This is a genomic window from Streptomyces sp. NPDC001933, assembly GCF_042890955.1.
Classification (GTDB): Bacteria; Actinomycetota; Actinomycetes; order Streptomycetales; family Streptomycetaceae; genus Streptomyces.
In genome coordinates, this window is record NZ_JBIASS010000012.1 from 183,142 (window position 1) to 203,580 (window position 20,439).

15 protein-coding genes and 2 pseudogenes are annotated in these 20,439 nt (G+C 71.4%); 10 read left to right on the forward strand and 7 right to left on the reverse strand.

The genetic code is table 11. The features are described from left to right. Positions 1–36: 36 nt before the first annotated feature. The gene (locus ACFYY7_RS27615) at positions 37–1,302 is read left to right on the forward strand and encodes an exo-beta-N-acetylmuramidase NamZ domain-containing protein (RefSeq protein WP_388665448.1); all 1,266 of its coding nucleotides are present in this window, start codon (positions 37–39) and stop codon (positions 1,300–1,302) included. A 57-nt stretch (positions 1,303–1,359) separates the two neighbouring features. On the opposite strand, the gene ACFYY7_RS27620 is transcribed toward ACFYY7_RS27615, so the two are convergent. Then, the gene (locus ACFYY7_RS27620) at positions 1,360–4,182 is read right to left on the reverse strand and encodes a penicillin acylase family protein (protein WP_388665450.1); all 2,823 of its coding nucleotides are present in this window, start codon (positions 4,180–4,182) and stop codon (positions 1,360–1,362) included. A 229-nt stretch (positions 4,183–4,411) separates the two neighbouring features. On the opposite strand from ACFYY7_RS27620, the gene ACFYY7_RS27625 reads away from it, so the two are divergent. After that, a complete protein-coding gene (locus ACFYY7_RS27625) occupies positions 4,412–5,011 on the forward strand; it encodes a hypothetical protein (RefSeq protein ID WP_388665452.1) in 600 nt (199 codons plus the stop codon). A gap of 63 nt (positions 5,012–5,074) precedes the next feature. Here ACFYY7_RS27625 and soxR read toward each other — a convergent pair whose 3' ends face one another. Then, positions 5,075–5,545 (reverse strand): redox-sensitive transcriptional activator SoxR, encoded by a 471-nt coding sequence (soxR, locus tag ACFYY7_RS27630; RefSeq protein WP_388665454.1) that lies wholly within the window; start codon positions 5,543–5,545, stop codon positions 5,075–5,077. 131 nt (positions 5,546–5,676) lie between these two features. Between soxR and ACFYY7_RS27635 the strand changes: the two genes are divergently transcribed. After that, entirely contained in the window at positions 5,677–6,138 is a 462-nt protein-coding gene (locus ACFYY7_RS27635) for a MaoC family dehydratase (RefSeq protein ID WP_388665456.1), read from the forward strand. A gap of 16 nt (positions 6,139–6,154) precedes the next feature. Here ACFYY7_RS27635 and ACFYY7_RS27640 read toward each other — a convergent pair whose 3' ends face one another. The 3 genes from ACFYY7_RS27640 to ACFYY7_RS27650 all read right to left on the reverse strand — a co-directional run bounded on the left by ACFYY7_RS27640 (position 6,155) and on the right by ACFYY7_RS27650 (position 8,393). Beyond that, the gene (locus ACFYY7_RS27640; protein ID WP_388665457.1) at positions 6,155–6,778 is read right to left on the reverse strand and encodes a TetR/AcrR family transcriptional regulator; all 624 of its coding nucleotides are present in this window, start codon (positions 6,776–6,778) and stop codon (positions 6,155–6,157) included. A gap of 81 nt (positions 6,779–6,859) precedes the next feature. Continuing rightward, positions 6,860–7,150, reverse strand: coding sequence for a YiaA/YiaB family inner membrane protein (locus ACFYY7_RS27645; RefSeq protein WP_266736154.1), 291 nt, complete (start codon positions 7,148–7,150; stop codon positions 6,860–6,862). Between the two features lie 91 nt (positions 7,151–7,241). After that, on the reverse strand, positions 7,242–8,393 hold the full coding sequence (locus ACFYY7_RS27650; protein ID WP_388665459.1) for an acyl-CoA dehydrogenase family protein: 1,152 nt from the start codon (positions 8,391–8,393) through the stop codon (positions 7,242–7,244). 65 nt (positions 8,394–8,458) lie between these two features. On the opposite strand from ACFYY7_RS27650, the gene ACFYY7_RS27655 reads away from it, so the two are divergent. From ACFYY7_RS27655 to ppk2, 5 genes and pseudogenes are all read left to right on the forward strand, one after another. Beyond that, complete coding sequence (locus ACFYY7_RS27655; RefSeq protein ID WP_388665461.1) at positions 8,459–9,133, forward strand: TetR/AcrR family transcriptional regulator; 675 nt, start codon at positions 8,459–8,461, stop codon at positions 9,131–9,133. A 15-nt stretch (positions 9,134–9,148) separates the two neighbouring features. After that, positions 9,149–9,871: an ArsR/SmtB family transcription factor gene (locus ACFYY7_RS27660; protein ID WP_388665463.1), complete on the forward strand. Its 723-nt coding sequence runs from the start codon at positions 9,149–9,151 to the stop codon at positions 9,869–9,871. A gap of 33 nt (positions 9,872–9,904) precedes the next feature. Beyond that, positions 9,905–10,264 (forward strand): annotated as a pseudogene (locus ACFYY7_RS27665) (EamA family transporter); the annotation flags it as partial. Between the two features lie 162 nt (positions 10,265–10,426). After that, positions 10,427–11,044: pseudogene (locus ACFYY7_RS27670) on the forward strand (DMT family transporter); the annotation flags it as partial. A 67-nt stretch (positions 11,045–11,111) separates the two neighbouring features. Further along, the gene (gene ppk2, locus ACFYY7_RS27675) at positions 11,112–12,056 is read left to right on the forward strand and encodes a polyphosphate kinase 2 (protein WP_388665625.1); all 945 of its coding nucleotides are present in this window, start codon (positions 11,112–11,114) and stop codon (positions 12,054–12,056) included. A 31-nt stretch (positions 12,057–12,087) separates the two neighbouring features. Here the strand turns inward: ppk2 and ACFYY7_RS27680 are convergent, their stop codons facing one another. Next, a complete protein-coding gene (locus ACFYY7_RS27680; RefSeq protein WP_388665465.1) occupies positions 12,088–13,170 on the reverse strand; it encodes a Zn-dependent alcohol dehydrogenase in 1,083 nt (360 codons plus the stop codon). Between the two features lie 60 nt (positions 13,171–13,230). Continuing rightward, positions 13,231–14,619: an aldehyde dehydrogenase family protein gene (locus ACFYY7_RS27685; RefSeq protein ID WP_388665466.1), complete on the reverse strand. Its 1,389-nt coding sequence runs from the start codon at positions 14,617–14,619 to the stop codon at positions 13,231–13,233. Positions 14,620–14,900: 281 nt separating this feature from the next. On the opposite strand from ACFYY7_RS27685, the gene ACFYY7_RS27690 reads away from it, so the two are divergent. Together ACFYY7_RS27690 and ACFYY7_RS27695 are read left to right on the forward strand one after the other, a co-directional pair. Next, a complete protein-coding gene (locus tag ACFYY7_RS27690; protein ID WP_388665468.1) occupies positions 14,901–17,486 on the forward strand; it encodes a S8 family serine peptidase in 2,586 nt (861 codons plus the stop codon). Further along, positions 17,486–20,428 (forward strand): FG-GAP repeat domain-containing protein, encoded by a 2,943-nt coding sequence (locus ACFYY7_RS27695; RefSeq protein ID WP_388665470.1) that lies wholly within the window; start codon positions 17,486–17,488, stop codon positions 20,426–20,428. Before ACFYY7_RS27690 ends, ACFYY7_RS27695 begins: the two co-directional genes overlap by 1 nt. The last annotated feature ends 11 nt before the right edge of the window (positions 20,429–20,439 follow it).

The following is a 20,439-nucleotide window of genomic DNA, read 5'->3' on the forward strand; positions in this document are numbered from 1 at the left end:
GACCATGACAGAGGTCGCGATCATGGAGGTAGCCGAATGAGCCTGTCCAGACGTGGTTTGCTGGCCGCCGGCGGTGCGGTGGGGGCCCTCGCGGCGACGGCCGCCGGGACCGGGGCCGCGAGCGCCGCTCCCGCCGCGGGCAAGGGGCACGGCCGGGTCCGTACCGGCTTCGACCGGCTGGCGGCGGACGGCTATGCGCTGCTGAAGGGCGAGAAGGTCGGGGTGGTCACCAACCCGACCGGGATCACCTCCGACGTGCGCCACATCGTCGATGTGATGCACCCGGACGAGCGGGTGGACCTGGTCGCCGTCTTCGGGCCCGAGCACGGCTTCCGCGGCACCGCGCAGGCGGGCGGTTCGGAGGGGCGGTACGACGACCCGGCGACCGGACTTCCGGTCTACGACACGTACTTGAAGAGCGGTCAGCCGCTCGCCGATGTCTTCACGGCGTCCGGCGTGGACACGGTCGTCTTCGACATCCAGGACGCTGGCGCCCGCTTCTACACGTACATCTGGACGCTGTACGACTGCATGGAGGCGGCGGCGCTCGCCGGGAAGCGGTTCGTCGTCCTGGACCGGCCGAACCCGGTGACCGGGCGGGCGGCGCTCGGCCCGGTGCTCGACCCGGCGTTCGGCACCTTCGTGGGCCGCCGGGAGATCGCCCAGGCGCACGGCATGACGGTCACCGAGCTGGCCCTGCTCTTCAACGCCCGGTTCCTGGCCGAGCGGCCGGTGGACCTGCGCATCGTGAAGATGTCCGGCTGGAAGCGCTCGGACTTCTTCGACACGACCGGGCTGCCGTGGGTGCCGCCGAGCCCCAACATGCCGACACCCGACACGGCGCTCGTCTACTCGGGGACCTGCCTGTTCGAGGGCACCAACCTCTCCGAGGGCCGCGGCACCACCCGGCCGTTCGAACTGCTCGGCGCGGAGGGCATCGACCACCGCTGGGCGGCGGCCGCGAACGCGCTCGACCTGCCCGGGGTGGCGTTCCGCGAGGCGTACTTCGCGCCGACGTTCTCCAAGTTCCAGGGCAGGACGGTCGGCGGTGTGCAGGTGCACGTCCAGGACCGCGAGGTCTTCGATCCGGTACGCACCGGGATCGCGCTGCTGGTGACGGCGAAGCAGACGTGGAGCGGGTTCGCCTGGCGTGCCGACAACTGGATCGACAAGCTCACCGGCAACACCCGGGTCCGCACGATGATCGACGCGGGGGCGGACACGGACGAGGTGGTGGGGGCCTGGGCGCAGGATCTCGCCGCGTTCCGTGCCGTGCGCAAGCGGTACCTCCAGTACCGGTGACACGACGCCGGGCGGGCCCGAGGAACTCGGACCCGCCCGGCTCTCTGGCTCATCCCCCTACCGGTGGGCGGGGAACTCCACCACCTGCTGGTACGTCGGGCGGTTCTGCCAGTGGATCGCCTTCTGGCCGATCCCGCCGAGCGGCCGGTGGACGATCGAGTCGGCGCACCACTGCTGGCCCGCCTTGCAGTTGTCGTCCCCGGGGTAGAGCTCCGTCGCCGGCTGGGCCACGGCCTGCTTGAGGGTCGCGAGCAGCGCGTCACGGCAGCTGCCCGCATCACCGTTGCCGCAGTACGTCCTGGCCAGCGGCCCCTTGACCGGCTTCCCCAGGACCTGGCGCAGATCCTTGTCCACGAAGCCCCACCAGCCGTACTGGAACGCGGATCCGCTGTGCGCCCCGCTCGCCCCGTGGCTCGCCGCCGGGGACTCGTCGGTGGCGACGTTGACGGTCAGCGCTCCGTAAAGGTCGTCACCGAGCCCCGGCTTGAACTCGGCCTCGACCAGTTTCGGCCACCACGCGTCCATGATCCGCACCGCGTCGGCGTGGGTGTACGTGTGCGAGCCGGGGCTGCTCTCCCGGCGCTGCGAGCCCGAGGCCCGCCAGGACTCCAACTGCTGGACGGCGCCGTTGAGTCCGGGATCGGTCACCGGCTCGGAGCGGATCACCTTCAGCAGTTCGGGCAGCAGCTGCTCGCCGCGCAGATCGGTGACGGCGGCCTCGGCCATGGCCCGGGTGAGGGACGCGCGGGTCACCCCGCCCTCCTCGACCAGCTTCGCCACCCGGTCGTCCAGCAGATCGCCCCGGTGCACGGCGCTGAGGCCGAAGCCCGCGGTGGCGTACCCCTTGGCCTGCTTGTTGTTCCAGGAGATGTAGTAGTCCTGCCCGCTGGAGTGCGGGTGCGCGGCGAACGGGGTGTACGCGGCGGTGTTGGCGGCCGGTTCGTACCCCTGCCACTCGTAGGCCCGCGCGGCCCGCACCGGCAGCGCCGGGTCGACGCCCGCGGCGCGCACCGGGTTCATGCCGCTGTTGTAGTAGGAGGCGGTGCGGGAGTCGGCGTAGAACCAGTTGAAGGCGTAGTCGATGTTGCCGGCCGCCCGCTGGAAGGAGGCGGCGTCCTTGACGTACGACGGGTCGTTGAGCATCTGGAAGCCGATGATCGAGTCGGCCTCGTGGCGGTAGGTGGTGCGCAGCGAGGTGTACGCGACGGGCTTGCCGCCCACGGTGGCGCGGTGGGTGACGATGCCGTAGTTCGTGCGCCTCACCTGCATCCGGTAGGAGCCCTTCGCCGTGGAGTCGGCGACGGTCGGCTTCCAGGAGTTGGTGTGCTCCAGCGTCTCCATGGCGGTGCAGGCGCCGTGGTAGACGTAGTGCGTGGAGTCCTTGGTCGGCGTGGAGCCGTCGGGCTCGCACAGGTCGATGGCGTAGGTGTCGGTGATGTCCTGGCCGGCCGAGGTGGCGCTCCAGGCGTAGTCCTGGCCGCGGCCCATCTGGATGTACATGCCGACACCGGCGAAGGAGACACCGCGGGCGCTGATGCCCGGCCCCTGGAGTTCCTGGAGCATCATGAGCTGCGGGGCGAAGTAGCCGGTCTGCGGCCCGAACACGGCGATGGGGTTTCCGCTCGCGGTGTTCTTCCCGGAGACCAGCAGGGCGTTGGACATGCCGCGCTTCTGGGCGCCGGATCCCGAACCGGGCAGCGAGTCCTCGGGGATGACGCCGTCGTCGTAGATGCCCTGGGCCTTCTTGAGCGGGGCCGGGGCCTTGACCGGGGCCTTCTTGTCGGTGCCCGCGGAGCCGGTGCGGTCGTAGATCACGGGTTCCGCGGTGACGGACCCGGCGTCGGGCAGCGCGGTGCCGCGCGCCTTGCCGGGCTTGCCCGCGTACGGGAACGAGGTGCCGTCATGGATCGTCAGCACTGCCTCGGGGTCCTCGCGCTGGCGGAAGGACTCCCAGACCTTGGTGCCCTCGGCCACTCCGTACTTCTGCTGGGCGGCCAGCAGCGAGAGCGCCGCCTGCACCTCCCCGCCACCGCCGCCGCCGAACTGACCGCCGACCACCGAGGCGATGGAGATCAGGTCGGTCAGTTTGAAGGGCTGTATCTCGCCGACGTTGGTGATGGCGTCGACCTTGCCGGTGAGGACGTACTCGCCCGGGAAGTAGCGGCCGTTCTTGGACTTCGTCCGGTAGGCGTTGATGCCGTCGACGTACGCCTGGGCATCGGCCATTGCCTGCTCGCCGCGGGCGCCCTCATGGGTCTTGATGTACTCGACCTGGGCTTCGAGATCGGCCTCGGTGTACGGGGCCTGCGGCCAGAACTGCTGCTCCAGGCCCTGGTTGGCGAGGGCGCCGCCGGCGAACGAGGTCAGTTCGCCGCGTCCGATGTGGCGGAAGAGGTCCATCAGCCAGAGCCGGTCCTGCCCGGCGGCGAATCCGGCGCCGAACTCGGTTCCGTAGCGGGTGGTGCCCTTGATGTGCGGGACTCCGGTCGCCTTGTCACGGGTGATGGTGACGTCGTCCCGGGGCGAGGTGACGGACTCGACCTGGCTCTTGGGCACGCCGAACGAGGCATCGTTGAAGAAGTCGGTCAGCTTCTGGTCGGTGAGCCCCGACTGGCCGGCCACCAGGCCGTTGTAGCGGTCGAGTTGGTCGTCGCTGTGCTTGGGATGCGTACCGAACGCCTTGTTGCCGAGGATGTCGACGAGGGTGGCGTTGCCGTTCTCGCCGGGCGGCAGGATGTCGGCGCACTGCCCCTGGCAGTAGTCGGTGACGGGAGCGGGTTCCGTGGCGCCGGCCTGCGGCGAGGCCGCGAGCAGGGTGGTGCCGAGTACCAGAACCGCCGCGACGGTGGCGGCTCTGAACTTGATGGTGCGTGGGGGCATGCGTGCTCCTCCGAGAGGCCGATGCGCCGGAGGTTACCGGCGGTATGACTCGCCAGTAAGGTGAGCAACCGTCACCTTTTCCGAATCGTCACACGGCATCGACCGCAGCGGCACCGCACTGACGGACCGTACCGAATTCCGGACAACATCAGCCTCCGCGGGATCCGATCGGGGCGGCCGTACGTCCATCCCTTGACGCCGAAGTACGAGCGACGGAGGTGACGGTGCGGTGGCGGGATTCCGGAGTCTTGCGAGACAGGTCCGCGATCCACGGAACGATCTGGCACTGCGGCGGTATTCGCTGCGCAAGTGCCTGGAGAGGTTCGCCCCTTACGGACATCGGGCGACCTGGGACCATCTGTGCGTGCGGCACGGTATCGGGCCCGAGGACCGGTCCCCCGATCCGGCGCGGCTGATGCGCGCGCTGGACGAACTGGAGGCGGCGCGGGCGGTCTGGCTGGGTTACGAGGCAGGGTTCGCCGAACGCCGCAGGCGGGAGAAGCACGACGGGCTGCGCCGGCCCGGCGCGTTCGACGACTGGCACCGGCGCAGCTGGGGCGGCAACGGGGTCGCCCGCTGCGAGGACCCGGCGGTGCACCCGTCGGCGCCGCTCGCCGAGGTGGTGAGCCGGCTGATCGCGGCGCTGGAGTCGGCCCCCGGCACTGCCTGCCCGGTCTGCGCGGGCGCCGACCTCCGCTGGCTCCACGAGCCGTGGTCGGGCCCGGTCTGCACGGACTGCGGGATCGTGGTGCCGCAGCCGGTACTGACCCCGCGGGCACTGGCGAAGGCCCGGAGCACACCGCGGCGGGATCTGGCATCGGTGGCATGAAGCGGGACGAGGGCGTACGGCCCGACCGCGCCCGCCCGGCACCCGTACGTGCGGCGTCCTGAGCTACGGGTGCCCGGCCGGCCGCTCCGGCATCAGGCGGGAGCCGCTGATCCGCTGACCGGAGACGTCGTCGGGGTTGGAGAGCACGCAGTTCTCCAGCGACAGGCAGCCGCAGCCGATGCAGTCGGTGAGGTGGTCCCGCAGGCGCCCCAACCGTGCGATGCGGTCGTCGAGTTCGGAGCGCCAGGACGCGGAGAGCCGTGCCCAGTCCTCGCGGTTCGGGGTGCGCTCCTCGGGGAGTTCGGCGAGGGCGTCCCGGATGGTGGCGAGCGGGATGCCGACCCGCTGCGCCGCGCGGATGAACGCCACCCGGCGCAGCGCGTCCCTGGTGTAGCGGCGCTGGTTGCCGCTGGTGCGGCGGCTGCTGATCAGGCCCTTGGCCTCGTAGAAGTGCAGGGCCGAGACAGCGGCGCCGCTGCGCGCGGAGAGCTGTCCGACCGTGAGCTCATGGAGCGTCTGTGGGATCTGGGGCACCCCTCCAACCCTACTGTCCCGCCTCGTGCCGGGTCCGTCGTTGACAGGAACGCACCCGCCAACCATGCTGAGCAAGCGCTTAGAAAGTGCGATGAGGTATGCCCAGAGCTGGAAAGGCAGGGACCAGGGACATGGCAGAGCCGAGGATCTTCACGTCCGCGCAGGAGCTGAGCGACGGAGTGGGCGAGCAACTGGGGCGCAGCGACTGGCTGGAGATCGACCAGAAGAGGATCGACCTCTTCGCCGACGCCACCGGTGACCACCAGTGGATCCACGTGGACCCGGAGCGGGCCGCCGCCGGGCCGTTCGGCGCGACGATCGCACACGGCTATCTCACGCTCTCGCTGCTGCCTGCGCTCGTACCGCAGATCATGCGGGTCGAGGGCATGAAGATGGGCATCAACTACGGGACGGACAAGGTCCGTTTCCCCTCCACCGTGCCGGTGGGCTCGCGGCTGCGCGCGTCGGCCGTCCTGAAGAGCGTCGAGGAGGCCGGGGGCGGCGTGCAGGTCACCGCCGTCGTCACGGTCGAGCGCGAGGGCGGCGACAAGCCGGTGTGCGTGGCCGAGTCGGTGTCCCGCTACTACTTCTGATACTCCCGAGGGCGCACTAGCGCTTGGCCGCGACCATGCGCAGCACGAGGTCGGCGTAGAGTTCGCCGACCTCGTCCGGCGTCCGGCTGCCCTGCTCGTTGAACCAGCGCGCCACGTCGATGCAGAGCGAGAGCACGGCGAGCGTGGTGCCCGGCACGTCGGGGACGTCGAACTCCCCCGCCTGCACGCCCTCGCCGATGATCCGGCGCACCACCGCATCGCTCCTGCGCCGCAGTTCGACGATCTCGATGCGGTGCTCCTCGCCGAGGGCGTCGAGTTCGTACTGGACCACACGGGCGGTGGTGTGCCGCTCGGCGTGCCAGCGGACGAAGGACCGTACGGCCTCGGCCAGCCGCTCGGCCGCCGTGCCCCCGCCGTCGGCGGCCGCCTCCAGGACGAACAGGGCGCGGTCGTGGCCGATCCGGCTGATCCGGTGGAGCAGTTCTTCCTTCGTCTTGTAGTGGATGTAGAGCGCGGCGGGACTCATCCCCGCCCGGCCCGCGATGTCGCGGGTGGTGGTGGCGTGATACCCGCGCTCGGCGAAGGCGTCGACGGCGGCGACGAGCAGCCGCCTGGCCGCCTCGGGCGTCACCTCGGCCCACGGCGCGCTGTCGCCGTCGGTCTCCTCCGCCGTGCTCATCGTCACTCGCCCCTCTCATCAGCAGGACGAACACCATACCCCGAACCTGAGCAAGCGCTTAGGGTCCGTCCGGCGGGATCGTCAGAGCTTCTGGAAGGGGTCGTGCTCGGCGAGGATCTTCTCCAGCCGGGCCTGGTCGACCCGGCTGGCGATCCGCCCCTCTTCCTGGCGGTCACGGATGACCTTGGCCAGGGTGAAGCAGGAGGTGACGAGGTAGAGGACGCCGATCGCGAGGAAGCCGCGCACCCAGGCGTCGGCGTCCAGGAAGTAGATACCGAGGGCCACCGCGCCCATCGCCACCCCGAAGGAGGCGACGGCCTGGCCATAGAAGGCCGCGGTGCCCTGCTGCTTGACCTGTGCTGTCTCACTCATGACGCCCAGCATCGGCCGACGTGGCGTACGCCACATCCGCTCGGATACTCAGCCGGGTACTCAGACGCCCGTTCGAGCGGCGGCGCGGGCATCAGAAGGCGGAGACCCCGGTGAGCGCGCGGCCGATGATCAGCTTCTGGATCTGGCTGGTGCCCTCGTACAGCGTCATCACCCGGGCATCGCGCAGCAGCTTGCCGACCGGGTACTCGTCGATGTATCCGTAGCCGCCGAAGACCTGGAGCGCATTGTTTGCGGCGCGGACGGCGGCCTCGGAGGCGAAGAGCTTCGCCTTGGATGCGGCGGTGGCGAAGTCCTCGCCGCGGTCGATGAGGTCCGCCACCCGCCAGGTCAGCAGCCGGGCGGCGTCGACGTCCACGGAGATGTCGCTGATGAGCTCCTGGACGAGCTGGTGGCTCGCGATGGACTTGCCGAACTGCTCGCGCTCGCCCGCGTAGCCCACGGCCGCGTCGAGGGCGGCCTGTGCGATGCCGACACAGCCGGCCGCGACCGACATCCGCCCCTTTGCCAGGGCGGACATGGCGATGGAGAAGCCCTTGCCCTCCGGCCCCATGAGCGCCGAGGCGGGCACCCGGACGTCCTCCAGGACCACCTCTGCAGTGGCCTGGCCGCGCAGGCCGAGCTTGCCGTGGATGGTGCGGCGGCTGAGGCCGGGGGTGTCGGTGGGGACCAGGAAGGCGGATATGCCCTTGTGGCCGGGGGTGTCGTTGGTGCGGGCGAAGAGCAGCACGACGTCGGCCCAGGTGCCGTTGGTGATGAACATCTTGCTGCCGCTGATGACGTAGTCCCCACCGTCCCGCACGGCCTTCGTCGTCAGATTTCCGGCGTCGGAGCCGGTGCCGGGCTCGGTGAGGCCGAAGCAGCCGATCGCCTCGCCCGCGGTGAGCCTCGGCAGCCAGTGCCGCTTCTGCTCCTCGTCGCCCCAGGCGGCGATGGTCTTGGTGACGAGGCCGAGGGAGACGGAGACGATGCCCCGGACGGAGGAATCGCCGCGCCCGAGCTCCTCGGTGACCAGGCAGTAGGCGAGGTGGTCGCCGCCGGAGCCGCCGTACTCCTCGGGGACGGTCAGCCCGAGGAAGCCGACGGAGCCCAGCTTCTTCACGATCGACTTGTCGACGTTCTCGGCCCGGTCCCACGCCACGACGTGCGGGGCGACCTCACGGGCGACGAAGTCCTTGGCGAGCTGCCGGACGGCTTCCTGCTCCTCGCTGAGCTCCAGGTTCATCCTTCGACTCCCACACTTTAATTAGCACTGCTAGTTTTCTGCTTGCAGGCCCTACTATGTGCCGCATGGCCCGACCGCGCAAGCCCCTCCTCAGCAGAGACCGCATCGTCGAGACGGCGAGCGCACTCGTGGACTCCGAGGGGCTCGACGCCGTCTCCACCCGTCGGCTCGCGGCCGAACTCGGGGTCAGCGGACCCTCGCTCTACAACCACTTCCGCAACAAGGACGAGATCCTGGACGCGGTCGCGGACGCCGTGTCCGCGCAGGTCGACCTGTCGATGTTCGACGAGTCGGACACCCGCGGCTGGCGCGCCGCCCTGCACGACTGGGCCGTCTCCTATCGTGCGGCGCTCACCGAGCACCCGCACATCGTTCCGGTGCTGGCCCAGGGGCCGGGCCGCAGGCCGGCCGGACTCCGGGTCGCCGACGCGGTGTTCGGCGCGATGGTCAGGGCCGGCTGGCCGCCCGCCCAGGCCACGTACATCGGGGCCTTGATGCGCTACTTCATCACCGGTTCGGCACTGGGCTCCTTCGCCCGCGGCTTCGTCGACGACGAGACGGCGTACGACCCCGCCGACTACCCGCACCTCGGCCAGGCCCATCTGCTGGCCGAGCGGGGCCGGAAGGTCGACGAGGGGGCCTTCGAGACCGGGCTGCGGGCCCTGGTCGACGGCCTCTCGGCCCAGTACGAACTGCTGGCAACGGGCGGAACGGTTCGGCCCGCACCGAAGCGTCCCTGACGCATCCTGGTTCCCATGGCACGCATGGCACACCCCGACCCGGCAGCGCCCCGGCTCGCCGCCCTGGCCACGCTCCTCGCCGACGAGACCCGCGCGACCTTCTGCCTGGCCCTGCTCGACGGCCGCGCCTGGACCGCCGGCGAACTGGCCCGGTACGCCTCCGTGGCACCGTCGACCGCCAGCGAACACCTCGGCAAGCTCGTCACGGGCGGGCTGCTGGCCGAGGAGCGGCAGGGCCGCCACCGCTATCTGCGGCTGGCCGACGAACGGATCGCGCACCTCGTCGAGGACCTGGCGGCCCACGTCGTCCCCGGCTCAGCGCCCCTGCGGCCGCGCACCCTGGGCGCGGCGAGCGCGGACAGCGCGATGGCCCGCGGCCGTACCTGCTACGACCACCTCGCGGGTCGGATCGGCATCGCGATCGCCGACGCCATGACCGTACGGGGACTGCTGGCCCAGGACACCGGCTTCGCGCTCACCGGCGAGGGCCTGCGCTGGTTCGACGAGCTGGGCATCGGCCTGGAGACGGTTTCACGGCGTCCCCTCGTACGGAGCTGCCTGGACTGGACGGAGCGCAGGCCGCACCTGGCCGGGGTGGCGGGCGCCGCGCTGTGCCGCCATGCGCTGGATGCCGGGTGGTGCGTACGGATCGGTTCCGGGCGTGCGGTGAAGGCCACCCCGGCCGGGGAGCGGGCGCTGTACGAACGCCTCGGCGTCGAGCCGGAAACAATTCGGTAGGGGCCGAACGGTCGCGGCCCTACCGTCGGGGCCATGACCACACCCCCGATCCCGCCGCCCGCCGCCCACCGCGACTGGCGGGCCACCGCCGCGGCCTGCACCACCGTGCTGCTCTGAGCCTCCGCCTTCGTCTCCATCCGCAGCGCCGGTGAGGCCTACTCGCCCGGTGCGCTCGCCCTCGGCCGGCTGCTGGCCGGCTCGCTGGCGCTCGGCGTGCTCCTGGTGGTGCGGCGCGAGGGGCTGCCTTCGCGGGCCGCCTGGCCGGGGATCATCTGGTCCGGGCTGCTCTGGTTCGGGCTGTACATGGTGGTGCTCAACTGGGGCGAGCAGCAGGTCGACGCGGGCACGGCCGCGATGGTGGTGAACATCGGACCGCTGCTGATCGCGCTGCTCGGGCCTTTCGTTTGGATCAGGCCGGATCAGGAAGCGGGGTCTGGTGCGTGCGATCGCAAGGCGGAGGAGGGAGGCATGGCGGAGCCATGGCGACTGACGACAACGCGGCGAGCGTGCGTGCCGGACCCCGCGAGCCCGGCCTGATCCAAACGAGAGGCCCGAGGTGCCCGGATGCTGGGCGAGGGGCTGCCCGGGAGGCTGCTGGCGGGCATGGCCGTGTCGTTCGCGGGCGCCGCGGTGGTGGGGCTCTCGATGTCGGGGGACGGCGGTGCGTCGGTGCTCGGCGTGGCGCTGTGTCTGCTGGCCGCCGTGGCGTACGCGACCGGGGTGGTGCGCCAGAAGCCCGCGCTGCGGCACGGCTCCGCGCTGCAGATCACCACCTTCGGCTGCCTGGTCGGCACCGTCGCCTGTCTGCCGTTCTCCGGTGCGCTGATCTCCGACGCCGCCGACGCTCCGCTGTCCGCCACCCTGAACATGGTCTATCCGGGTCTCTTCCCGACCGCGCTGGCCTTCACCACCTGGGCCTACGCGCTCGCCAGGACCACGGTGGGACGGATGGGCGCCACCACGTACGCGGTGCCGGCGCTGGTGGTGCTGATGTCCTGGCTGGTACTGGACGAGGTGCCCGCGCCGCTCACCGTCGGCGGCGGGCCGCTCTGCCCGGCCGGGGTGGCGGTCTCCCGGATGCGTCCGCAGACTGGCCTGACGCGAAAAGATCCGGCACCGCCGGTGGAGGGACACCGACATGACGCGGAACACCGGGAAGCCGACCGGCGCTGAGCGGACGGAGCAGCGGGACGCGAAGAAGAAGGACGCGAAGAAGCAGCAGAGCGGGGACCGGGAAGCCATGCTGGACGCGCTCACCGAGGCGGCCCGGTACGGCGGCTCCGGGCTCGAAGGCTTCCGGGTGGCCGACAGCGGCGACGACGATCCGGTCCTGGTGACGCCCGAGGGCCGGGCCCGGGACGCCTGGCGGGAGAACTACCCGTACGACCACAAGCTCGGCCGCAAGGCGTACGAGAAGTCCAAGCGCGCCCTCCAGATCGAACTGCTCAAGCTCCAGCACTGGGTGAAGGAGCGCGACGAACGCCTCGTCATCCTCTTCGAGGGGCGGGACGCGGCGGGCAAGGGCGGCACGATCAAGCGGTTCACCGAGCACCTCAACCCCCGTGGCGCGCGGGTGGTGGCGCTGGAGAAGCCCACCGAACGCGAGCGCACCCAGTGGTACTTCCAGCGGTACACGGCACATCTGCCGTCCGCCGGGGAGATCGTGCTGTTCGACAGGTCCTGGTACAACCGGGCCGGTGTGGAACGGGTGATGGGGTTCTGCACCATCCGCGAGTACCTCGAATTCATGCACCAGGCACCGGGCTTCGAGCGGATGCTCGCCCGGGACGGCATCCACCTGGTGAAGTTCTGGTTCTCCGTCTCCCGCAACGAGCAGCGCAACCGGTTCATGATCCGCCAGATCGATCCGGTACGGCAGTGGAAGCTCAGCCCGGTCGACCTCGCCTCGCTGGACAAGTGGGACGCGTACACGGAGGCCAAGGAGCTGATGCTGTTCCACACGGACACGGCGGACGCGCCCTGGACCGTGGTGAAGAGCAACGACAAGAAGCGGGCCAGGCTGGAGGCGATCCGGCATGTGCTGCACCGCTTCGACTACCCGGACAAGGACACGGCGGTGGCCCACGAGCCGGACCCGCTGATCGTGGGCCCGGCCTCCCGGCTCTTCGAGCAGGGCGAGATGGACGCCCGGCTGCTCACCACGGACCGGGCGGTCGGCCCGTAGGTCCTGGTGCGGCGGGAATCGCGGACGGCTGTCAGAAGACCACCAGGGCCCGGCCGCCCTTGCCCGCGATCATGTTGTCGAACGCCGCCGGGATGCCGTCGAGGGTGATGCGCTCGGTCACCAGGGCGCTCAGGTCGAGCCGGCCCTCCCGGACGTGGCCGGCCAGGACGGGCAGGTCCCGTGCGGGGTCGGAGTTGCCGTAGACGCAGCCGGAGAGGGTGCGGCCCCAGTGGAAGAGCTCCAGGGCGTTGAAGGTGACCTGCTGGTCCTTGCCGCCGATGCCGACGACCGTGGTCCGGCCGCCGCGCCGGGTCGACTCCCAGGCGGTACGGATGGTGGCGGCGCGGCCCACGCACTCGATGGCGGCGTCCACCCCCTGCCTGCCGGTGAGGGCCCGGATCTCACGCGCGGTGTTCTCCGAGGCCACCACGTAGTCGGTGGCACCGGCCCGGCGGGCCAGCTCCTCCTTCTGCGGGGAGACGTCGACCGCGACGATGCGCGAGGCACCGGCGATGCGGGCGGCCTGGAGCGCGGCCAGCCCCACTCCCCCGGCGCCGAACACCGCGACCGTCTCGCCCTCGCGCAGCTTCGCCGAGTGGTGCACGGCGCCGTATCCGGTGAGGACCGCGCAGCCCAGGAGGGCCGCGTCGGTGAGCGGGATGCCGTCCGGCACGGGCAGGACGCAGCCGGCGGGAACGACCGTCTCCTCGGCGAACGCGGCGACGTTGAGACCGGGGTGCAGTTCGCTGCCGTCGTCCGCGCGCCGGGCGTGCACGGCGCCCCCGCCGTTCAGGGCGTTCGCGCAGAGCCAGACCTCGCCCAGCGCACAGGCGTGACAGCTCCCGCAGGAGGGCGCCCAGTTGAGGACGACGCCGTCGCCGGGTGCCACATGGCCGACGCCCTCGCCGACCGCGACGACGGTGCCCGCGCCCTCATGGCCGAGGACGGCGGGGACGGGCACCCGCATGGTGCCGTTGGTCAGCGAGAGGTCGGAGTGGCAGACCCCGGCGGCGGCGAGGGCGACCCTCACCTGACCGGGGCCGGGCTCCGGGAGTTCGATGCCGGTGATCTCCAGGGGAGCTGAGACGGCGGGCAGTACGGCGGCGCGGACCACGGACGGGCTCCTTGACGGTGGACGACGGAGGAACGGGGCGGGGCGGGGCGACCGGATCGGTCAGAACTGGAGGGACTTGGTCTGGAGGTACTCCGCGAGCCCGTGGGAGCCGAGTTCGCGGCCGACGCCGGACTGCTTGTAGCCGCCGAACGGGGCGAGCGGGTTGAACCGGCCGCCGTTGATGTCCACCTGCCCGGTGTCCATCCGTCGGGCGAACGCCACCGCCTCGGCCTCGTCGCCCGCCCAGACCGCGCCCGCGAGGCCGTACACGGTGCCGTTGGCGATGCGCAGGGCGTCGTCCTCGTCCTCGTAGCGGATGAGCGAGACGACGGGACCGAAGATCTCCTCCTGGGCGACGGTCATCTCCGGGGTGACGTCGGCGAACACGGTCGGGCTGACGAAGTAGCCCTGTTCGCGCGGGGCTTCGGGGCCGCCCGCGACGAGGCGGGCGCCCTCCGCCACCCCCTTCTCGATGTAGCCGCGCACCCGTGCGTGCTGCTTGGCGTTGACGAGGGGGCCGATGCGGTCGCCGTACTTGGCGGCGGCCTCCGCGGCGAGCGCGACCGCCTCGTCGTACCGGGAGGTGTGCACCAGCATCCGGGTCCAGGCGCTGCACGTCTGGCCGGAGTTGCCCATGACGTTGGCGACGCCCACGGCGACGGCCTTGGCGAGGTCGGCGCTCGGCAGGATGACGTTGGCGGACTTGCCGCCGAGTTCGAGGGCGACGCGCTTGACGGCCGCGCCCGCCGTGGCGCCGATCTGCTTGCCGACGGCGGTGGAGCCGGTGAAGGAGACCAGGTCGACGCCGTCGTGCTCGGCCAGCGCCTGTCCGGCGACCGGGCCGAGGCCGGTGACCAGGTTGAACACTCCTGCGGGAACGCCCGCTTCATGGACCGCCTCGGCGAAGAGCTGGGCGGTCAGCGGGGTGTCCTCGGCGGGCTTGAGGACGACCGTGCAGCCCGCCGCGAGCGCGGGGGCGACCTTGGCGACGATCTGGTGCAGCGGGTAGTTCCACGGGGTGATCGCGCCGACGACACCGACCGGCTCGGCGTACACGGTGGAGTTGCCGACCTTCTCCTCGAAGGCGTACGAGGCGGCGAGCTCGGCGTACGAGCCGGCCACCAGGACCGGCACACCCGCGTGCACCGCCTGCGAGAACGGCAGCGGCGCGCCGAGCTCGGCGGTCACGGTCGCGGCGATCTCGTCCTTGCGGGCGACGAGCACGTCGCGCAGGGCGGCGATCCGCCCGGCCCGCTCGGCGGGCGCGGTGGCCGCCCAGGCGGGGAGCGCGGCGCGCGCGGCCCGTACCGCGGCATCGACGTCCTCGGCGGTGCCGGCCGGGACATGGGCGATGATCTGCTCGTCCGCCGGATCGACCACCGCGATAGTGTCCGTGCCCGCGGCGGTGCGCCACTCGCCGCCGATGTACATACCGTCGTGGGCCTTCATCGCGTTCCTCCCGGGGGCCGTGGTCACGGCGTAGTCGTCCGCGCCCCAAACTAGCGCTGTTAGTTTTTGGGCGCCAGGGGCCCTATCACCAGGGCCGCTCGCCATGGCTCCCGTCACGGTGTCACGCCGTGCGCCGGATGTCCGTCCGGCCGGGCCAGTAATACGCCAGTAACGCCCTCCTCCTAGCGTCCGGGACCAGCCCGCCCCGCTCCGTGACTTCCCCCGCGGTTCCGGGACCACCGGGACGGGATCCCCCGTACCCCTCCAGGAGGAGCATTCCCGTGCACCTGCCCCGATCCCCACGGCGCAGATCTTTCCCCAAGTTCTCGACTTTGCTCGAACAGGGGAGACCCCATTCGTGGGCGGCCGCGATCGCTGCGGCGGCCGTGCTGACCGGCCCGGCCCCCGCCTTCGCGCAGTCCGACGCGACGGTGCGGAGCACCGCCGCGCAGAGCACCGCCGAGGTCGACTCCGCCGTTCTCGACACTGTCGGGAAGGGCGGGGAGTCGACCTTCTTCGTCGTCCTGAAGAAGCAGGCGGACCTGTCCCCGGCCAAGGGCGGGCGTGGCCATGCGGCCAAGGCGAAGGCGGCGTTCACGGCGCTGCGCGCCGAGGCGAGGAACAGCCAGCGGCCGCTCACGGCCTTCCTGGACAAGGAGAAGGTCGGCTACGAGTCCTTCTGGATCGCCAACGCGGTCAAGGTGACCGGCGACCAGCACCTCGTCGAGGCCCTGTCGCACCGTTCCGACGTGGCAAGCATCGTCAAGGAGCACCACTACGAGCTCGACGCCACCGAGAGCGCGGCGTCGGACGCCGCGGCCGACGCCGATCCGGTCACCCCTGAATGGGGCGTCGAGGACATCGGGGCGGACCAGGTCTGGGACCAGTACGACGACCGCGGCGAGGGCATCGTCATCGCCAACGTCGACTCGGGTGTGCAGTACGACCACCCTGCGCTGAAGGGCAACTACCGGGGCAACAACGGCGACGGCTCCTTCACGCACGACTACAACTGGTTCGACCCGACGGGCCAGTGCCCGGCCTCGGCCCCCTGCGACAACAACGGCCACGGCACGCACACCATGGGCACCATGGCCGGTGCGGGCGGCGTCGGTGTGGCGCCCGGCGCCAAGTGGATCGCGGCCAAGGGCTGCGAGTCCAAGTCGTGTTCGGATGCGTCGCTGCTCGCGGCGGGCCAGTGGATCCTCGCCCCGACCGACCACAACGGGCAGAACCCGCGCCCGGATCTCGCGCCCGACATCGTCAACAACTCCTGGGGCGGCGGCGACACGACGTTCTACCAGGACATCGTCGAGGCGTGGAACGCGGCCGGCATCTTCGAGGCGTTCGCCTCCGGCAACGACGGTGACGGCACGACCTGTTCGACCGGGCACGCGCCCGGCTCGCAGGCACCCGCGTACGGCGTCGGCGCGTACGGCGCCGACCGTGAGATCGCCTCGTTCTCCGGCTTCGGCCCGTCCCGGCTCGACGGCTCGATGAAGCCGAACATCTCGGCACCGGGCGTGGACATCCGCTCCACCTGGCCGGGCAGCACGTACAAGTCCATCTCCGGTACGTCGATGGCGACACCGCACGTCGCAGGCGCCGTCGCCCTGCTGTGGTCGTCCGCCCCCTCCCTCATCGGCGACATCGACGAGACGCGCGCACTGCTCGACGAGGGTGCCGTCGACGTCGACGACACGCACTGCGGCGGCACCGTCGACGCGAACAACGTCTGGGGCGAGGGCAGGCTCGACATCTTCGCCTCCGTCGACAGGGCCCCGCACACCGCGGCCGTCGTCACCGGCAAGGTCACCGACAGGGCGACCGGCTCCGCGCTCTCCGGCGTCACCGTGAAGGCCTCGGGCTCCGTCTCGACCCGCACCGTGACGACCTCGGCGGACGGTTCCTACCGGCTCACGCTCCCGGCGGGCTCCTACGACTTCGCCCTCAGCGGCTACGGCTACGCGGACGGCTCCGGGGCCGGCATCACCGTCACCACCGGTGAGCAGGCCACCAAGGACTTCACCCTTGCCCCGGTCGGCTCGCACGCCGTGTCCGGCACCGTTCTCGACGTCACCGGAAAGCCCCTGGCCAAGGCCACCGTCCAGGTCGCGGGCACTCCGGTCGCCGCCGTCACCACCGACGCCGCCGGCCGGTTCACGCTGCCGAAGGTCGCCGAGGGCGCGTACACGCTGACCGCCGCTCCCGCCGCGCCCGTCCTGTGCAACGGCACGTACCACGGCGAGCTGGCCGTGGACGGCGACGAGACGCTCACCGCCCGGGTGCCCGCCCGCTCCGACGGCGCCGGCAACAGCTGCGCCCCGGCGGCGTACTCCTGGATCAGCGGCAGCGGCAAGGTCGCGCTCAGCGGTGACGAGGACGCGAAGACGATTGCGCTGCCCTTCCCGGTGAAGCTGTACGGCGTCTCCTACTCCAGCGCGAGCGTCACCACGAACGGCCTGATCAACTTCCTGGAGCCGCGGCTCGGCGACTACGAGAACGTCGCGCTCCCCTCGGCGGACAAGCCCAACGGCACCGTCGCCGCCTTCTGGGACGACCTGACCCTGGACAGGAAGTCCAGTGTGCAGACCGCGCTCACGGGCAGGGCCGGCAGCCGTACGTTCGCGGTCGTCTGGAACAACGCCGCCTTCGCGGACGGAAGTCCGGGCCGCGTCTCCTTCGAGGCCGTCTTCGACGAGGTCACCGGCGCGGTCACCCTCCAGTACCTCTCCGTGCCGGGCAACGGCGCGAGCGCCACCGTCGGGATCGAGAACCAGGCCGGCACCGACGCCCTCCAGTACTCCTTCGACGAGCCGGTCCTCGCGGACCGGTCCGCCATCCGCATCTCACAGGGAACCAAGTGATGAGAACCGACTCCCGGCGTGCGCTGCGGCTCGCCTCCGCGCTGGTCGCGGCCGGTCTGGCGCTGAGCGCCGCACCGACCGCGCTGGCCGCCGACGACGGCAACGGCCTGCTCACCCTCACCGACAGCCAGGCCGAACAGCTGGCGGACCACGCCCGGCTGGACGCCTACGCGGCCGCCGACCGCGAGACGGTCGACCCGCAGGGCGCGAACCAGGGCTCCGGCAAGGACTCCGGCACCTCCGGGACGGCCGACGGCTCCGGCTCGCACCTCGATGAAGGCACCAGCACCAGCACCGACGGTGCCGTCACCCTCTCCCCCAAGTCCGCGCTGGAAGGCGTACGCGGCCTGGCCGCCACCGTTCCCGCCGGGGGCAGGGGCGGCGACTACTTCACCCTGCACAGCCTCGGCAGCGTCCAGCGCAGCAAGGCCGACGGCACCGCCCTGTGGCGACGCGACAACGCCTCGCTGTACGCGGACTGGGGTGTCAAGCCCAGCCGCCCGTGGCAGGCGGAGCCGTACCCGGCGCGCATCGTCATGGGCTACAACGCGGTGAGCCCGTTCACACCCGCCTCCGACCAGGGGTACGTGACCGGCGACCTGACCGGCGACGGCGTGGACGACGTGGTGTTCTCGGCGAGCGTCGGTGTGAGTCCGTACCGCCCCTTCACCTCGCCCGGCTCGACCCTCGCCAACGGCACCTTCGTCACGGTCCTCGACGGGAGGACCGGCAGGACGCTGTGGTCGAAGCTGTACGCGTACGCCTACAACGTGAAGCTCGTCGGCAGGACGCTCGTCGTCACGGACGCGCCCTACTACAACCTCAACTCCCCGGCCGCCGCGACCGCCACCGTCTCCGGCATCCGCTTCTCGTACGCCGACGGGGCGCTCGAACCCACCGACACGTGGACGTACGACACGGGGGTGCGCACCAGTACCGCGTGGGGCGCCCTGGAGGACCTGGGCGGCGGGCTCGTCGCTGCTTCGTACAGCCGGCGCAGGACCGCCACGTCGGCCGGGACCGGGCGCACCCTCGTGCTCGACACCGCCGACGGCAAGGTCAAGTGGCAGACGGACAGCGCCCTCTACTCCCGCCAGCTGCACCTGGACACGGCGCGCGGACGGCTCGTGGCCCTGGAGCAGTCCGACCCGAACGACGGCGTGCAGTACGAGATCGCCTCGTACTCCCTGGCCGACGGCAGGCGGACCACGCTCGACACCCGGATCAACGCGCTGCCCACCGACATGACGATCGGTGACCTGCGGGGCGACCGGAAGCCCGAGTACGTGGTCAGCGAGTCCACGCTCGACCCGTACCTGTTCCTCAACGCCAACACCGTCCGGGTCGTGGACGGCGCGGACCCGGCCACCCTGCTGTGGTCCTCCACCGTCAAGCGGGCCGCCGACAACAGCCACGACGGTCCGAGCGTGTGGAGCCTCGACGTCGTCGACGGCAGCCTCGTGACGGCCGCCCAGGACGACACCGGCATGAACACCGCCGAGAACCCCGGGGGCGGGCAGTACGCCTCGCTCACCGTGTTCTCCGGCCGCGGCACCGTGCGCTGGCAGCACAAGGGCACCGGCGCTTCGCCGATGTTCGCCCAGGTCTACCGCGACGGCAGCGGTCAGCACGTCCGGACGGTCGACCAGAACCAGAACCTGCGCACCTACGGGCTCGGCAACGGCAAGCAGCAGGGCGTGCTGCCCCTCCAGGGCGACCTGTCGTCCTCGGCCTCGGCCGACCTCGACGGCGACAGGAAGAACGACCTCGTCGTCGGCGGCAGGTCCGACGGCGTGTGGGCCTACTCGGGTCCGTCGCTGACCGCGGGCAAGCCGAAGCTCCTGTGGAAGGCCACGGTTCCGGGCCAGGTCCACCGGATCGAGAAGGGCGACGTCAACGGTGACGGCGTCGACGACTTCGCGGTCGCCGCCGACACGGCGGTCGCGGTCCTCGACGGGCGCACCGGCAAGGTCCTCGAACGCATCGACGGCAACGGGCAGTTCGTCCGCTCGGTGACGGTGGCCGACCTGAACGGCGACGGGAGCGCCGACATCCTGGTGCCCACGGACGAGTTGCGGGCCTACCGCGGCGACGGGTCGGCGCTGTGGACGTACGCGGCGCCGGACAGCGCGGGCGACGTCGTGTTCGGCGACCCCGCGGTGGGCGAGGGCCGGGTTTACGCGCAGTACACCAGCAACGGCTCCCTCGACAAGGATTCGCCCGCCGTCGACGGCGTCGCGCTCGACGCGGCGAAGGGCACCGTGCTCTGGACCGCGTCCCCGAAGGCCCCGGCCGAGGCCGTCGACGGCAAGCTGTACGGCGCCGTCCTGAGCCGGGGTGTCTTCACCTCGCCGGAGATCCCGTACGCCGACGGGCACGCGGTCGTCTACACCTGGATGACGGCGACCTCCACGACCGCGTCGGGCGCCCCGGACGCGGCCGGCGTGCAGAACGTCGTCGAGATCCGCGACGGCCGCACGGGGGAGGTGCTCCACCAGGGCCTGGCCGGCGGCGCCTGGACGCTCGGGAACTACTTCACCGGGCCGGAGGGGCTGATCCTCGCGGGGACCGCCTCCTTCCGCACCTACGCGGCCGGCGGCCAGGACTACTCGATGTTCACCCTGGCCCCCGCGGAGACCGGCGGCTTCCTGACCGCACCCGGCGGAAAGCGGCTCCTCGTCGCGGGCACGGATGCGGGCCTGGACCTCTACGACCCGGCCGTGCTCACCGCGGGCCACAACTACCCGGGCACCCTGGGCCGGGTCACGCTGATGGGCGCCCGGGAGTACTTCGCCGGCGACCTGGACGGTGACGGCGTCGACGAGGTCGTGAACCTCGGCTTCGACGAGACGGGCTTCGACCGGACGACCGAGCTGCTCGGCGGCCGGTACCTGAACCAGTTCACCGCCATCTCCCAGATGACCGTGAACACCCTCTCCTGACGCTCGCCGTC

What these genes read in the sequence shown, in the direction of transcription:
- ACFYY7_RS27620 (WP_388665450.1), bottom strand. Translation starts at nt 4,182, where the DNA reads ATGCCCCCACGCACCATCAAGTTCAGAGCCGCCACCGTCGCGGCGGTT.
- ACFYY7_RS27660 (WP_388665463.1), top strand. Translation starts at nt 9,149, where the DNA reads ATGGCACGCATGGCACACCCCGACCCGGCAGCGCCCCGGCTCGCCGCC.
- ACFYY7_RS27685 (WP_388665466.1), bottom strand. Translation starts at nt 14,619, where the DNA reads ATGAAGGCCCACGACGGTATGTACATCGGCGGCGAGTGGCGCACCGCC.
- ACFYY7_RS27615 (WP_388665448.1), top strand. Translation starts at nt 37, where the DNA reads ATGAGCCTGTCCAGACGTGGTTTGCTGGCCGCCGGCGGTGCGGTGGGG.
- ppk2 (WP_388665625.1), top strand. Translation starts at nt 11,112, where the DNA reads ATGCTGGACGCGCTCACCGAGGCGGCCCGGTACGGCGGCTCCGGGCTC.
- ACFYY7_RS27650 (WP_388665459.1), bottom strand. Translation starts at nt 8,393, where the DNA reads ATGAACCTGGAGCTCAGCGAGGAGCAGGAAGCCGTCCGGCAGCTCGCC.
- ACFYY7_RS27645 (WP_266736154.1), bottom strand. Translation starts at nt 7,150, where the DNA reads ATGAGTGAGACAGCACAGGTCAAGCAGCAGGGCACCGCGGCCTTCTAT.
- ACFYY7_RS27655 (WP_388665461.1), top strand. Translation starts at nt 8,459, where the DNA reads ATGGCCCGACCGCGCAAGCCCCTCCTCAGCAGAGACCGCATCGTCGAG.
- ACFYY7_RS27640 (WP_388665457.1), bottom strand. Translation starts at nt 6,778, where the DNA reads ATGAGCACGGCGGAGGAGACCGACGGCGACAGCGCGCCGTGGGCCGAG.
- ACFYY7_RS27635 (WP_388665456.1), top strand. Translation starts at nt 5,677, where the DNA reads ATGGCAGAGCCGAGGATCTTCACGTCCGCGCAGGAGCTGAGCGACGGA.
- ACFYY7_RS27695 (WP_388665470.1), top strand. Translation starts at nt 17,486, where the DNA reads ATGAGAACCGACTCCCGGCGTGCGCTGCGGCTCGCCTCCGCGCTGGTC.